The organism is candidate division WOR-3 bacterium, from assembly GCA_039801085.1.
GTDB lineage: Bacteria > Hydrothermota > Tepidihabitantia > Tepidihabitantales > Tepidihabitantaceae > JAOABP01.
Map to the genome: position 1 here is coordinate 339,822 of JBDRTY010000002.1, position 15,536 is coordinate 355,357.

A 15,536-nucleotide genomic window follows, 5' to 3' on the forward strand; every position below is an offset into this window, starting at 1 on the left:
TTTTTAGATTTTTATGTTTTGGACAAACCGAGCCATAAAATACTTATTTCTGTATTTACTTTTGGTTCCGGGAGATGTCGCAGCTCAGAAAACTCTAATTTTTGTAATCGATGTTTCTGGTAGTATGCGCTACGATAACCTTTACCAGCGGGTAACGGGTTCGTTAGTTGATTTTATTCGTCGCGAGTTTAAAGAGGGGGATAATATTGTTTTGTGTTCGTTCGGGAATGATTTCTATATCAACAAAGAGCTTAATGAAGTGAAGAACTTGTGGTCGAGTAATATCTTGCAAGAAATTGAGCGCTTAGCTTTTAACGATCAATGGACTTATATGACGCTTGCCTTTGCTCGAGTAGCAGAGATCGCCGAACGCTATCGACTACGCTCACCAAGCAACCCGATCTACATTTATCTTTTCACTGATGGTAAAAATGAGCCACCGCCCAAGGTTAAGAATCCACTGAGTTTTAAGCAGATTCTTGAGTGGTATTTTAGCAGCTATCAAGCCGAAAATACCTACCTTTATGTTGTTACTTTAGGGACTCAACCTCAGGATAGCCTTACAATGTTTGTGGAATCTACGGGAGGAGAGATTGTTTCAGTGCCGCGAGAAATTAAAATGAAGAACCTTTCTTCAGAGATTCCATCGGCCCAGACCCCCCCCCCCAAGAAAGGCGAACAAGATGTTGCTCGGCAGAAATCGAGGGTAGAATCCCATTCGCAAAAGAGAGATGGAAGATACTGGCTGATTTTAGTGATTGGTGGAGGGATTTTGCTGCTGGCACTGGTTTTTGTGATCGTTAAGTATAAGTTTAGATTGGCTGAATTTCCGCCAGATGCTCAGCTGTTATGGCTTGATGATGTTGGACATACGATCGATCGGTTTAATTTGAGACAGCATCAGAAAGTTGGTAAAAATAAATTGCTGATTTCAGGTGATATCGATATTCCAGGCATCGCAATCGGTGAACTGGAGTTATCAGTGCACAGAGACGGGAATGTCTTTTTGAACGTCAAACAGCCCGATAAATCAGTTAAAATAATGGGGGAAGTCGGGGGAGAAATTAAGGCTGGAGAAAGATATCTTTTAACTTCAAATATCGAATTTGAATACAACAGCGTTAAACTGAAATACGAGAAAGGAGATTAAATATGGCTTCAATTCTAATTGGTTTGGGCGGTTTTGGGACTGGGGTTGTGCGCAGGGTTAAGCGTTTGTTTGAAGAAAATCCCGCTTATCACGGATTGATCAATCAAACCGTCTTTTTTTCCTCCATTGATATTGACCCTGATTTTGAGTCGGAGATTGCTTCTATCGATCAGATTTATTGGGAAGGATTCCGTGTCAGTAGGCCCAAACATGAAATTGATAAGCTGTTTAAAGAAGATGCAAATTTTAAGTATTGGTGGATTCCTGGTTTTACTTTAGAATCAGAGATAAAGGGAACAAGGGGGGCAGGTCAAATTAGAATTGCTGGCCGACTGGCTTTTTATTTGCATTTTCCCCGAATTAAATCAGCAATTAAAGAACGTATCGATCAGGCCAATGAACTGCGAGCCAAGTTACAGAAAGATCAGGGTATGGCAGCAGTAAATACTCCCAATGTTGTATTTTTGGTAAGTTCGCTTGCCGGGGGGACAGGTTCCGGCATACTGATCGACACAGCGATGTTAGTTAGGAGTTTGGTTGATGAGTCATACAAGATTTACGGCGTGTTCTGCGATGGGTCGGTAGTTGAAAAATTTGCGGGAGGTAATACCAAGTTATACGGGTTTGCTACATTGACCGAAATTGAACGATGGATGGAAAAGGGTGATACTTTTGAATTTCATTATGGTAATATAAACGCAACGGTAAAAGGGCAAAATAGATTATTTGATATTGTGTTTCTTATACAGTCAGACAATTTACAGGGTCGGACATTTTACGTGCGAGGGGGTGGTGACCGAGAAATCAGAAACAATTATCAAGAATTGCTTGCTTCTTTTTTGGGGACGCTCCTTACATCTATTGACTTCGATGAGACGCTAGCCGCAAATTCTTGGAACAGATTTGATGCTTTGCCTCTCACTTCCAATGGGCGAAGCCGTAATTATTCCACCTTCGGTATTAGTCATATATCGTTTCCAGTGCACAAGGTAACAAATTATTGCTATTCCCGTTTGATTAGCGAAGTATTGAAATTAGGATTTGATTTTTCCAATCCTGACTTGCAAAAATTTGAAAGAGATAATTCAATTTGCGAACGTGATGGAAATCAGTTGACAAATTATTTGCGCGATAAATGCCGGTCGGCGAGGTCTTATAAGGCAAAGAGAGACCGGGAGTTAATACGTTTTAGTGCTCCCCGGATTAAAAATACAGCGAGCTTTGTGAATTTGTTAGCACCGCACGGAATAGAAAAACTCATACTTGATTATTCAGATTTGATAGAGGGTTATAAAAAAGAGTTATCTCAGGAATTGGAAGATCTGAAGAAAGTAATAACGAAAAACTTTGAGCGCACAATTTTTGAATTGGTTGCGAGTCTTAGGTTTGACGAACTGAATAAGATCTTAGAGGAATTCATTGGAGTGATGCAAGCTAATATAGAACACACTAACCGGTCAAAACCATTATGGGATAAAGCTGACGCACTTCGCGAACAATTAAGTGCTCGATACGATGCAGTGCTAAAGTGTAAAAGGGGTTTTATGGGTATTGGTGATGAGTTTCCCTCTCGAAAAGGAGAATTTGTTGCTACCCTGAAACAATGGACTGATGCCGAAATACAATCAGCTGAACGTAAAATAATGGAAAAGTTCTACAAAGAAATAATTGAAACTACGAAACACATCAAATGGGTAATTCAATATCTTGGCGGTATTCTTAACGACTATGTTGCTCAGTGTGCTCGACAAACTGGAGCGTATGTGCAGCACGACTGGATTGTTGATCCTGAACGTTTTAGTTCTGGTGAATATCTTTTAAATTTAGAACTTTCGACATCGAAGTCTGATGTAGATGAATATATTTACCCCGATATTAAAAAGATCTTTAAAGACGAGGGGGTTAGACAAGAAATCATCAATGGTTGTGAAAAAAAATACGATGGCATCGGGACTATTATAAGAGAATTGTATGATAAGTATATTCAAGATCCCAATAAAATGGCAAAGTCGCTTAATAATAGCAGGAATGAATATGCCGCAAAGTTAGAGCAGACTTTTACCGGGGCAATTAAATCAAAAGTTTATGACTTGGTAAAAAGAATTCGGGTAGATGATGCGATGACGTGGTTTTTGCAGCGGACTTACAATGAGGTAAAGAACGTAATGACTAATGGAAGCGGTGCTGAACAAGAGGGGGTTAAAAATCGCCTCAGCATGGTTTTTGGTACTGCTACGGCAAATCTGCTTATGAACAAAGATTATAATGAGGATAGGTGGATGCGAGAGGCAGCACGGGGAATTCTAAAGCAGATGTCAGAATTGACGCAGCCTTTTATAAAAATTGAGGAGAACGACATAATAAGAGATAATCAAGGGGAAGATCAGGTAGAGCACATCAAGATTCAGGTGGTATTTGCCCCAGAAAATTTTAAGTTCGCTAAAGAAATACCAGTTTCCTCTTGCATTTATACAAAAATGACAGATAGAATTACTTTTTACACCCAACTGTCTTTCTTTCCTCTGTATCGAGTATTGTCATTTAAAGAAATAGCCGAGGCGTATAATAAACATGTGGAAACTATTTTATCTGCCGTGGATAAAGGGCGTAAAACTGGAATTCCAGCGCATGCAGATTACAGGTTTTATACGATATGGCGCGATAATATTTTGCACCCGGTGGCTAAAGAAGAGGAACGAATGAAGGACGTTATTTTATTGATACTTCTTGGAATGGCAATGGGATTTATCAAACGCGATAAACAAATATTCCGTATCTATTCCCCACGAGGAGAGGAGATTGGAAATCCTATCCGGGGGGTTGAGGCACTTTATAATCAGCTACTTAACGATCAAATTACTCGAAGGCAGCTTGGCACTTTGGTATGCGAGAAATTCATGAATGAATATTATGGTGATGATAAGCTTAAAGCGGTACAGAATCTCTTCAAAATAGCACAGCAGGAATTGAAAAAGATCAAAACAGATAAAAACAGTAGCAGTTATAAGATCCTAAGCTTGCTGATTAAATTATCCTCAATAATGGATAAGAGCACTGTGATTCCAAACTCAAATAAAGAATTAGAGGAATTGGCTAAAAGGTTGCAACAGTTAAGGCAATAAAAGCACTGTTCACTTAATGTCTTTATCAGCCGCCACTTGTTTACTCTATTTAGTTAAAAGTGGTGATGGCATGTGGGATTTATTCAAATCTTTTGCTAATGATTTTTATAACCAGGTTAAACCGGAATCGCCAAGTATTAAAGTTAAAATTGGGGCGGTTGCTGACATCGAATCCACAATGAATGAAATCAACAAAGAAATCACACCTAGGGAGGTTATTTTTTTCCCCTTGATCGATGTTCAATCGGCTTCCCAGGAGATTTATCACAGCCTCAACATACTCGGTGATAAGTACCCTAATATCATAATTTACACTTATCCGATTTTATTTTTGCCGTCCAATGCAGTTGTTGATTTTCTAAGGGAATTCCCAGATAAATTCTCTAATTACTCTAATTTTGAGTTTTGCTTTTTTTTCTCTGATAAAGATACGAGCAACCGCGCTGTTAAACCGGTTGATTGGATTGTGTTACTTAATCATTTTATGGCGCTGGTTCATGCAATAATATCAAATGGCGAATTGCGGTACTGGTTAGAAAAATTTAGCAACAGAGGTAAAGATGAAAAAGGCATTGCTAGCTTTGGGGCAACTTTGTTTCAGCTTCCGATTCGAAGGTTGATCGACGATAAATTAAGCACTAAATTTAAGGAATTCAGCGAAAATCACCTTAAAAAAATTAATAATAGGTTTGAAGTTAATCCTGAGGAACTGGTAAAAGAAGTTGTTGAAAAGGGTGTTGATCAAATATTTTCCCGTTATTCGAATCCTCCGATTGATAGTCCCTTTACCCATATGCATGATGTTACTGACTATCCCTGTCTGCTGAAAACTAACTGCGAAGTGGATAAGTCCCGAATTAAAGAAGAATCTCAAAGGATAACCGCCGAAGTTTTGAATACTGTTTACAACTCTCTTTATGATCATGTTAAAAAACATACTGTTGAAATTAATGAAGGGCTGAAAGAGATTAGAAAAACATCGGTACAAAAACTTCAAGAAGCGATTCCGGGATTTTTAAGAGGGGGCGGTACATTGATCGCCTTAGAAGAATGGTTGGAAAAAAGGGAAAAGGAAGCAAACGTTATTAATTCTAAAATGGATTACTTTCCTGAAGAGCAGAGATACATTTTTATTCCAGCACTTAATAAAGTAGCCGAAATTTTAAAAAAGTTGTATTATTGGCAATCAAAGTTTCGATATATGGTTATCTTTTTTTTAGTTGGCTATGTTATTTTTTTATTGACTGTGATTGCGTTATTTTCATTGGGGGGGGGAAACTTCCGGAACTTTATGCGATCAATTTTAGTGGGGGGAGGGGTCTTTTTTTTAATATTAGTTGTTCGTTATTTGAAATTGAACGCGATAAAAAATAAGGGGGCTACAGTTTTGAAAGAACTAAAAGATCAATATGACAGTTTTATAAAGAATACGACACATGATATTAAAGAGTGGTTCAAGAGATGGTTAGTAAAGCATTTGTCTACTAAACTGATAATTAGTTTTGAAAATGTTCTTGACGAAATAAGAGAGATATGCTTTATTTGGCGCCGGACTTTACAAAACTTTGAGTTCTGTAAAAATTCTGATACGCCGTCCCAGTTTGTTCAGGAAATAAATTCCCACGGGAATTTATTAGATGATTTGATTGACAAGGAAGTTCAAAAAAAGGAAGTTTTTCAAAATCTATCTGTGATATTTGATCATTTCTTGGAGAGTGTTTCTTATCATAATCTGTCTAAAAATATACAAACCACCTTAATCCAATTAAGAGAAGAAATTTTTCAAATAATCGAACAAGAAATTCCGCCTCCCTTGATAGGGTTGGGCGCAAATAAATTAAATGATTACATTAGAGTAACCGATAATAATATTGTGACGGGTTGTTCGTCCTTAATTAAACCTGAAACACCCAAGTTGTATTTTGTTGTTAAACCCCAGAGTCTCACTTTGGAATTTAGCGTTGAAAAAACCTTTAATTGGAACCATAAAGAAGCTCTGTTAATAACCGTAATATACAAGCTAATTCCAACTAAATATGATTGACATTAAGGCAATTATTGAAAAGCCTGAAAATCTAAGGTATTATAAAGGTCAGGTTTATGAGGTTGATGAGGTAGGGATAGTTGAACCCAAATACTACGATATAGAGAAGATAGGTATTCCATATAAAAATATCCTGAAGGTTTTATTGAGCAATTTGCAACTTTCCCATTTATACCAACACCAAGGGTTATTCATTAAGGAGATAGCTGATGGAAAGGATGCTTATTTATGTTTAGCACCAGGAAGTGGTAGTTCAATGGCGGTGGACTTAGCGGTAGTTGCGACAATACTTACTAAACATCGGACTGCGTTGTACCTCCGCCCGTCAACTTATGATTTGCGGTCGCGGCTGGCAGTAGTTAATGATCGCATAAAACAAATGAGGTGGGATTGGTTGGTGAAAGCCGAAAAGGCAGACTGTATTGAGGAATTCTGTTCGGCACTCGGGAGGGAGCCGGATATAATCATAACAGCACCGGAAGTTTTTAAGGAGTATTTTTTAACTAAATTCTCGGTTGAGGAGGGATCCACTTGGATGGATGCGTTACTGCATGTTGTGATTGAGGAAATCACAATGTTTCACCCGGAGGAGTTATTTCATCTCAGCAATCTTATTTCTTCCTTAATAATTGAGAGAAATAACTCAATTCAATTTTTACTCACAAGTGCACCAGTTGGGTCACCAGAAAAATTTGCCCGTAATTTAACCCACCGGAACTGCTCGGTTATAACAAGTAGCTATAGCGGCAACAATAGATTCAAAATTTTATATTGGATTCCCCAGATTGTAGCCAAGGTTGATGACGACACTGGAGAAATTCAAGTTTTTCGGGAAAATTTTTTCGAAGAATTAAAAGGTTGCTTCAAAATTTTTTGTCGTTCAGAAGATAACATTCTGGTTTGGAATTTAATTCAAAGTTTTAGTTCCGCAGATTACCGTTTACTTAAAGAAGATTTGTTGCGTTCGGTGCAGTTAGAAATCCCCAAGTTGGAAATAACAATATGTGGCGATATTTCCGAAATACCTCGTGACAAATTTAAAAAGTTTAATCGAGTATTTGTTTTAGGAACGGCACCAATCTACAAAAATATCAAGCAGATACTCAGTAATTTAATTACCGAAAATGGCTTGGCAATAATAATTGCCAACGAAGATCCATTATCGTTTTTCTTTGTACGCAGGTTGGATATGGTTGATAAGCTTCGTTTACCAGACATTATAATTCCTCAAAATAAAAGTGTAACGGAGTTTTATTTTTTTAGAACTCTTGCTAGTAAAAGAATAAATTCTTTAGGTTATGAACAATTGATTTCTGTTTGGGGTAAAGAACTAACAGAAGAGATTCTCAGCCAACTTGTACAGGAAAAGTTAATTGAAAAAGGTGACGGTAGGGTTTACGTATTAGACCGAGATAAAATTTATGACAAGCAGAAAGATATTCCATGGGGCATCATGGATAAAAACTTTTATGAGCTTTCAACGAGTAGCCAAGAAATTTACTCAATAAGAAAGTTTGTAACAGAATCACTTTTCCCATATATTGTCTACCCTGAAGCAGTTATTTATAACGGGCTGGAAAAATACCAAATATCTTCCAGTTTTGACGGCAGTTTTGACGGTGATAAATGTAAGCTTAATTACGCAACAGAGCATACCCCGGTGTTGACTGTCCCGATAATTAATCACTTATTTTCAAGCAAGCACACCGAACCAATTGCTTATAAAGAAATTAAAGGATTAGGAAGATTGGAATTATTACCCGAACAAACGATTGAAATTCAATTCTGCGGGTTTAAATATTTTTTAGATTTTAAGTTTCAGAATACGGGGGAGGTAAAGGTTAAACCAATTAGTCGTATAAGAAAAACATCGCTGATTAAATTTAACACAGATAGCTCCGCAGGCATTGCTCAGATTTGGAATATCTTTCTTCCCTATTTTTTCCACAATTTTGAACGGCTGATTGCTGTTTTCTCTGACGAATCCGCTGTTTATATTATTCCTCTGGTCGACAGTGGTAATGAAGTGTTGAAGGAGATTTATGAGGGTATGGTAGAATTACTTAATTTACTTTATGAGTACGGGTATGAATTGCTAATTTCTTGCCCTTGTTCTGATGGTTGTCCACTATGTATAGAATACAAAAAAACAAATGTAACGCTCAAAGGGAAAAAACACGATATCTTGCTAACAATAGGGCAGGCTTTGGGCAAAGAATCAGAAACCAAGAAATTCCTTATCTATAAATCTGAGGGGCTTGATGCTGATTCAGCCCAAAAACAATACGAGGCAGAACAAAAAAGAATCATCGGACTTTTTCGCAACAAATTAGGTCTGGAAATTCAAAAGCCAGCGAGAATCACGGTTGATAACTTAGATAAAAAACTATTAGGTTTTTGTTCTTCCGAAGGTGGAGTAAAGGTGATTCCTAAGATTCCTCAAGCATTGGCAATTCAAGTCATTGCTCACGAATATGCTCATAACTGGGAATTTGAACAGACCAACAGCAATGTTTTGAAAGAAAAAATAATTAGTGAAGGGTTTGCTGAATGGGTTGCATTTAAAATTTTGGAGTTTTATGGTTTGTTGGATTATATTGGAAAGATCAAACTACGGGACTATGACGAATATGGTAAAGGGTTTAATTTATGTAAAAGAATCGAAGATGAAATAGCTGGTTTTCTAGGGGTGATCGAGTTTGTTAAAACAGGTATAGTTAGAAATCCATTAAATAATGAGGAATACGATTTAGCCCGATTAATGGAGGAAGGCTGGGTATATTATAACAAATAAATGACCAATATATACCGAAGAATTGATTTTGGGTTATGTTCTAACCGCATGCCCTAATGCCCCGACCAGGTCAATCGCCTTGACCGGGCAGACAAGGACACACTGGCCACAGCCGATGCACTTTTCGGGGATGACCCGGTGCTGTTTTCCGGGGTCACCTTCAATCGCCTTGAACTGACAAACTTTGACACATTCACCGCAGCCGGTACAGCGGGGATTGATAGATGCTTTGGGTCGGCCTGGTGCCCGGTCGATAAATGATTTGGTCGGACATTTGTGAACGCAGATGCCGCAGTCAATGCACTTTTGAAAGTCCATGACTGGCAGGTTGTTTTCCATTCTCAGGGCGCCAACCGGGCAGACCCGCGTACACAGTCCGCAGGCGATGCAGCCGACCGAGCAAACCTCTTTAACCGCCCGCCCGCGGTCGTGAGAAACACAGGCGAGGTAGACCAGTTTCGAACGGGGAATCAGGCTCAGCGTTCCCTTCGGGCATTCGGCTACGCACTTGCCACAGCCGATGCATTTTCTTTCGTCGATAATTGGCAGCCGGTTTTCGCCCATTCTGATCGCCTTGACCGGGCAGACAGTGACGCAGTGTCCAAAGCCCACACAGCCGTAGATGCAGGCTTTGGGTCCGCCGAGCAGAAGAGCTGCCTGACGGCAGTTTTCGGCCCCCTTATATTGGAAGCGTTGGGGTGCCTGATCCTTGCCTCCGCGGCAGATGAGAACCGCCACTTTCGGTTCAGCTGCGGTTACCTCCTGCCCCATGATTTCGCCGATTTTCTTGGCTACTTCAGGTCCGCCGACTGAGCAGGCGTTCAACGGTGCCTTGCCCGCGGCAATCGCAGCGGCATAACCGTCGCAACCGGGATAGCCGCAGGCACCGCAGTTGGCGCCAGGCAGGACCGAGCGGATGCGGGCTTCCCGTTCATCAACCTTGACCGCCAGTTTGATGGAGGCGAGCAGCAGAATCACGCCCAGAATCAGTCCCAGTCCTCCCAGGGTGATGAGCGATTTGATAACCAGTGACCAGTCCATAGTTACGATATACCGAATAAGGCGGTAAATCCCATAAATGCCAGCGAGACGAGTGCGGCACCGATGAAGGCGATCGGGTAACCACGGAATGCCGGGCTGATCGGTGCATCCTCAAGCCGTTCGCGAATAGCGGCAAAGAGAATGATTGCCAATGCAAAGCCGCCGGCGGTGCCGAGTGCAAAGATGGTTGCCTGCAGCAGATTGAAGTTATAGTTGATGTTAAAGAAGGTGACTGCCAGGATGGCGCAGTTGGTGGTAATCAGGGGCAAATAGATGCCCATTGCCGAGTAGAGGTTGCGGATGTAGCGCTTGAGAAACATTTCCACAAACTGAACAAGTGCGGCGATTACCAAGATAAAAACTGCGGTGCGCAGAAATACCAGCCCGAGCGGCAAAAGCAGGGCATGGTACAGGACCCAGGAAACCCATGATGCGAGCAGCATTACAAACAGCACTGCCGCGCTCATGCCGATTGATGTGGAGACCGAGGTGGAGACACCGAAGAAGGGGCACAGTCCGATGAAGCGCATGAGAATGATGTTGTTGACCAGGAATGCGGCAAGGAAAATCTGTCCGGGGTTCAGTTTCATTTTACCTCCCCCACCCCAGTTTGTTGACCAGCGCCTTGAGCAGTCCGATCAAGAGAAATGCACCAGGCGGGAAGATGGCAAAGAGCATGGGAGCGGAGCGATATGCTGCGGGCAGGAGTGGACTGCCAAAGAAGGTTCCGGCACCGAACAGCTCGCGCAAGCTTCCCATAATGAAGAGCACGAGCGTAAACCCAATTGATTTACCCAGACCATCAAGGAACGAATCAAAAATGCCGTGGTGGTAGGCAAAGGCTTCTGCCCGGCCGAGGATGATACAGTTGACCACAATCAGCGGTACAAAGACCCCGAGTACCCGGTAAAGGTCAGGCTGGTATGCCTGCATCACATAGTCGATGATGGTGACAAAAGTGGAGATGATAATGATGAAGATCGGAATCCGGACTGAATCGGGGACAAGTTTGCGAATAGCAGAAATGGCAATGTTCGAGCAGATGAGCACAAAAGAGGCAGCAGCTGCCATGCCGAGGGCATCGCGGGCGGTGACCGTAGTTGCCAGGGTTGGACACAGACCGATCATCAGAATCAGCGTCGGATTTTCCCTGATGATTCCTGAAGTCAGATAGGAGAGGCGGGACGGGTTACGGTTCATGGTCCGGTTCCTCCTGGGGAATCAGAATTGTTCTGTATTTTACCAGCGCTTCGTGCAAGCCGTCCGCGACCGCCCGCGAGGTGATGGTGGCGCCGGTGATGGCCTGAATCGTGCCGCCATCTTTGGTCAGCCGGATTTCTGCGGCTGTTTTGCCCTGGAACTGATTGCGGAATTCCGGTTCAGTTGCCTTCAGTCCGAGCCCGGGTGTTTCCTTCAACCCTTCAGCGGCAGAGGCAACTCTGATTGCGACAATTCTGCCCTGCAGGTCTACCCCCGCCGTGACCGGCACCGGTCCGCCATAACCCTGTTTGGCGGCTTTAATGATCGAGCCGATCCTGGTTTCCCCCTTGAATGCCAGCCAGATGCTTGAATCCGGGGTCGCGGGTTCAAAACGATCTGCTTCGGGCATCACCGCACCAAATGCTGCTTTGAGTCCGGCGACATTCCGCTGATACTCAATCCGGGGCAGAGTCAGATTGTAGATCTGAGAAAGGGCGAAGGCGGAAATCAGGCAGGTGATCAGGAGCGACAGCACCATCCAAGCCCGACTGTCCTTCATTTCTTTCTCCTTGTTCCGAAAAGCCGCGGCGGAGTGAGCCGGTCGATGAGAGGGGTGGCGACATTCATCAGCAGGATCGAATAGCAGACCCCCTCCGGATAGCCGCCCCAGAGTCTGATGAGGACGGTCAGAACGCCGCAGCCGACACCGAAAATCACTCTGCCCTTTGCAGTCAGGGGAGAGGTCACATAGTCAGTCGCCATATAAAATGCTCCCAGCATCAGACCACCGGAGAGGAGATGGAAAATGGTATAGTTCAGCAGGCCGGCTTTGTGTCCGGGCAGGATGAGGACGAGTGCGGTAACAGTGAGCAGATAGGAGAGCGGAATGCGCCAGTCAATGACCCGGATGATGATGAGCGCCAGCCCGCCGATCAAAAGCAGCAAGGCGGATGTTTCTCCGATGCACCCGCCGGTGTTGCCCCAAAAAAGGTTTTTCAGGGTTGTCCAGGACTGCAACTGTTCGTAAAGGGCATGCGGGTTACACCCGGGCAGCACCAGTTTTGCCCCCTGCTTCAGGACATTAAGTGGTGTCGCGGTGGTAACCGCATCGGTGCAGAGATTCAGAGCGTTCGCGGGCAGTCCGGAAATGATACCCCCGCGCGGGGCGAGCCAGCTGGTGGTCATCTGCGTGGGCCAGGAAGCAACGAGGAACGCCCTGCCGGCGAGCGCCGGGTTGATGAAGTTATGCCCCAGACCACCAAAAAACTGCTTGGCTACCAGCATGGCAAAGGCGCTGCCTGCAACCGGTATCCACCACGAGACATTGGGCGGAAGATTGAACCCGAGCAGGATGCCAGTCAGGACCGCACTGCCGTCAAGGAGAGTAATCTTTCTGCCGAAAAGCCGCTGGCCCAGGGCATCAAACAGCAGAGCCGAAGCAACGCTCAGCAAAGTGATGATGAGTGCCCGCAGACCGAAGAAGTAGATTGAGCCGGCAAAGGCGGGCAGAAGGGCAATTATCACCGCCCACATCAGTTTGTTCACGGTGACTGGTCCGGTGATATGGGGTGAGGCGGTAACCTGCAGGATTGGACGATTTTCACTCATATTTTTTACACCTTGAGCCGGGCGATCTCTGCCTTGCCGAATTTGAAGGTATGCACGAGCCGGATTTTTGCCGGACAGACATAGGCACAGCAGCCGCATTCAATGCAGTCCAGGAGGTGTTCCGATTTGGCAGCAGCAAACCTTTTGGCGCGGATATGGTAATTGAGCCGGGTGGGCGAAAGTCCCATCGGGCATACCTGAATGCAGCGGGCGCAGCGGATGCAGTCCTGTTCCGGTGTTTCCGGCACCCGATTGAACACGAGGATGCCCGAAGTACCCTTGAGTACGGGCAGTTCGTCACTGCTCAGCGCAATACCCATCATCGGCCCGCCGTTAATAATTTTCTTCGGTTCGCCGTTATAGCCACCACAGAAGTCAATCAGGGTTTTCACCGGAGTACCGATCCGGACCCAGAGGTTTTTCGGTTCCTTGACCCCATTACCGGTAACCGTTACTACTCGCTCATAAAGTGGGCGGCGGAACCGGACCGCATTGCGGACTGCAAAGGCAGTACCCACATTCTGGACAATACAGCCGACATCGGCGGGCAGACCGCCGGAGGGAACCTCCCGGTTGAGACATGCCTTGATTAACTGTTTTTCTGCTCCCTGCGGGTATTTCGTTTTCAGCTGGACAACCCGGAAATTCCTTCCTGCTACTGCTTCTCTCATTGCCTGAATCGCATCCGGTTTGTTATCCTCAATGGCGATGATCACATTGCTTACCCCAAGCGCCAGCGCCAGATAACTGGTGCCCTCAACGATCTCTTCAGTTTTTTCGAGCATCAGCCGGTGGTCGGCGGTGAGGAATGGTTCGCACTCACAGCCGTTGATGAGCAGAGTATCAACCGGCTTATCAGCTGGCGGGGAGATCTTGAAAAATGTCGGAAAGGCAGCACCACCCAAGCCCACAATGCCGGCATTCTTTACCGCCTCAATAATCTGCTGGGGGGTAAGTTCCCCCGGATTCTGTTCCTGAATGGAAGGATCAAGGGTGTCGTTGCCGTCCGAATCGATGATTATCGTGGTTACAAGTCTGCCGGTTAGTGGATGGGGAAGTTCGGCAATCTCAGCAACAGTACCTGAAACCGGGGCGTGGGTCGGGACTGAAATCCTTCCGCCGGGCTCACCAATCACCGAACCGGTAAATACTTTATCCCCCTTTTTCACCACCGGTTTGGAGGGTGCACCGAGGTGCTGGGAAAGGGGAACAAGTACTCGCGAAGGGAGAGGCAGAGTCTCAATCGGCTTATGCTCAGTTGCCTCTTTACCTTCTGGAGGGTGAACACCGCCACGAAATTTCAACATAGTTTAAAATTATTAATTAAAGGTAAAATTTTATTTTCAGCTTAACCGATGTCAAGAAAAAAGAGTAGTGGATAGAAAACTGATCTACTTTGAGCGAGACAATAACTTGGGGAAACAGGGCTAGAAAGTTATCCTGTTGAAAAATAATATCTTAAGTACAAGGGGGCTAGGGGTGGGCAGTATCCGGGACAGTGGTCGTGATTGTGCGCTCCCGAGCCGACCTGACTGCTTTGGAACCGGATGGGTGCAGAATCAGGATAGAAGTCTTACGGACATCAATGGTGATGGTTGTGCCGATGATTTTCTGCGGCTATCTGTCAGGTATCGTCGACACGCAACGGTTGTGATTTCCAGCTGGGTTTATTCACCGGTTTTGGGTCCGTTCTGGTCTGAAACCGGAACTGGATGCCGGGTGTAAAGCCGGCAGCGGTTCGCCTCGAGAAGCAGCGGTTCTTTTTTCTGCCACTGAGCAGCAGAGATTGTGCGGGTGCCGGTTGTTTTCTCGATCCGGTTCAGCCATTCAGGCCCGGATGGGCTGCGCAGCAGGTGGTGGTCAATGATCAGTGTGCCGGTATTAATCGCCAGCCGGACGGCGTTTTTCAGTGCCTGCTGGTTCAATTCTGGGGCAAGAGCATTCAGGTAAAATGGTGGTCCATCAACAAATACGATGTCCGGCTGCCAGCTGATAATGAGGTCGACCGCTGCGCTATCAAGAAGCTGAATATCAGACGCATGGACAAAGGTGGTTTCGCCATCACTGATTCTGGTCATCATTACCGTGCCTCTGCCCGGCTGGCCATGGAGGACCGGTGGGGAAAAATCAAGTCCAGGTTCGGTGTGTCCGTCTGCCATCATTACAAGGTTGCCCAGTTCGGAGATGAACTGCCCGTGCCGGTGTTGCATCAGCCGGGTGTTACCGGCAGTGCTTTTGAGCCAGATACGGGTTTTGCCGAGTCGGGTCTTGAATTCGGAGAGCGGAATCTGGGATGAATCAGGCTCAAGAAGCGGGGCGTGGTCACCGTGAAAATGGCTGATGACGATATCGGTGGTTTCCGGCAGCAGACTGAGAACTTGGTGCCTTATTTCTTCTGCCCTTTTGAATTCCAGCGGATGGGGCGGCAGACTGAACCGGAGCGGAGCAAGGGCAACACCGGGATCGATCAGAATCAGCCGGTCCCGGGTTTTCACCAGCGTGCACATGCTGCGCACACCCAGTGATTCGGCGCCGATAAAGATGATTTCCATCGTGGCAGTTTCAGATTAGCCGGAA

11 protein-coding genes are annotated in these 15,536 nt (G+C 44.6%); 4 read left to right on the forward strand and 7 right to left on the reverse strand.

Annotation, left to right across the window (positions count from 1 at the left end; genetic code table 11):
- Positions 1–13 precede the first annotated feature (13 nt).
- From ABIK48_05880 to ABIK48_05895, 4 genes are read left to right on the forward strand one after another with little or no spacing between them, the layout of a single operon-like run.
- Positions 14–1,150 carry a vWA domain-containing protein gene (locus tag ABIK48_05880; protein MEO0021688.1) on the forward strand — a complete coding sequence of 379 codons (1,137 nt, stop codon included), beginning with the start codon at positions 14–16 and terminating at the stop codon, positions 1,148–1,150.
- Positions 1,151–1,152: 2 nt separating this feature from the next.
- Positions 1,153–4,272, forward strand: coding sequence for a tubulin-like doman-containing protein (locus ABIK48_05885; protein ID MEO0021689.1), 3,120 nt, complete (start codon positions 1,153–1,155; stop codon positions 4,270–4,272).
- Between the two features lie 16 nt (positions 4,273–4,288).
- Positions 4,289–6,316: a hypothetical protein gene (locus ABIK48_05890; GenBank protein MEO0021690.1), complete on the forward strand. Its 2,028-nt coding sequence runs from the start codon at positions 4,289–4,291 to the stop codon at positions 6,314–6,316.
- A complete protein-coding gene (locus ABIK48_05895; GenBank protein ID MEO0021691.1) occupies positions 6,309–9,110 on the forward strand; it encodes a DEAD/DEAH box helicase in 2,802 nt (933 codons plus the stop codon). Before ABIK48_05890 ends, ABIK48_05895 begins: the two co-directional genes overlap by 8 nt.
- A 33-nt stretch (positions 9,111–9,143) precedes the next feature.
- On the opposite strand, the gene ABIK48_05900 is transcribed toward ABIK48_05895, so the two are convergent.
- The 7 genes from ABIK48_05900 to ABIK48_05930 form a co-directional block, all read right to left on the reverse strand.
- Entirely contained in the window at positions 9,144–10,151 is a 1,008-nt protein-coding gene (locus tag ABIK48_05900) for an RnfABCDGE type electron transport complex subunit B (GenBank protein ID MEO0021692.1), read from the reverse strand.
- Between the two features lie 2 nt (positions 10,152–10,153).
- On the reverse strand, positions 10,154–10,741 hold the full coding sequence (locus tag ABIK48_05905) for an RnfABCDGE type electron transport complex subunit A (GenBank protein MEO0021693.1): 588 nt from the start codon (positions 10,739–10,741) through the stop codon (positions 10,154–10,156).
- Position 10,742: 1 nt separating this feature from the next.
- A complete protein-coding gene (locus ABIK48_05910; GenBank protein ID MEO0021694.1) occupies positions 10,743–11,351 on the reverse strand; it encodes an RnfABCDGE type electron transport complex subunit E in 609 nt (202 codons plus the stop codon).
- Positions 11,341–11,910 carry an FMN-binding protein gene (locus ABIK48_05915; GenBank protein ID MEO0021695.1) on the reverse strand — a complete coding sequence of 190 codons (570 nt, stop codon included), beginning with the start codon at positions 11,908–11,910 and terminating at the stop codon, positions 11,341–11,343. Before ABIK48_05915 ends, ABIK48_05910 begins: the two co-directional genes overlap by 11 nt.
- Entirely contained in the window at positions 11,907–12,959 is a 1,053-nt protein-coding gene (locus tag ABIK48_05920; GenBank protein ID MEO0021696.1) for an RnfABCDGE type electron transport complex subunit D, read from the reverse strand. The genes ABIK48_05915 and ABIK48_05920 overlap by 4 nt, the downstream gene beginning before the upstream one ends.
- 5 nt (positions 12,960–12,964) lie before the next feature.
- Positions 12,965–14,266 carry an electron transport complex subunit RsxC gene (gene rsxC / locus ABIK48_05925; protein MEO0021697.1) on the reverse strand — a complete coding sequence of 434 codons (1,302 nt, stop codon included), beginning with the start codon at positions 14,264–14,266 and terminating at the stop codon, positions 12,965–12,967.
- Positions 14,267–14,626: 360 nt separating this feature from the next.
- The gene (locus ABIK48_05930) at positions 14,627–15,511 is read right to left on the reverse strand and encodes a hypothetical protein (GenBank protein MEO0021698.1); all 885 of its coding nucleotides are present in this window, start codon (positions 15,509–15,511) and stop codon (positions 14,627–14,629) included.
- Positions 15,512–15,536: the final 25 nt, after the last annotated feature.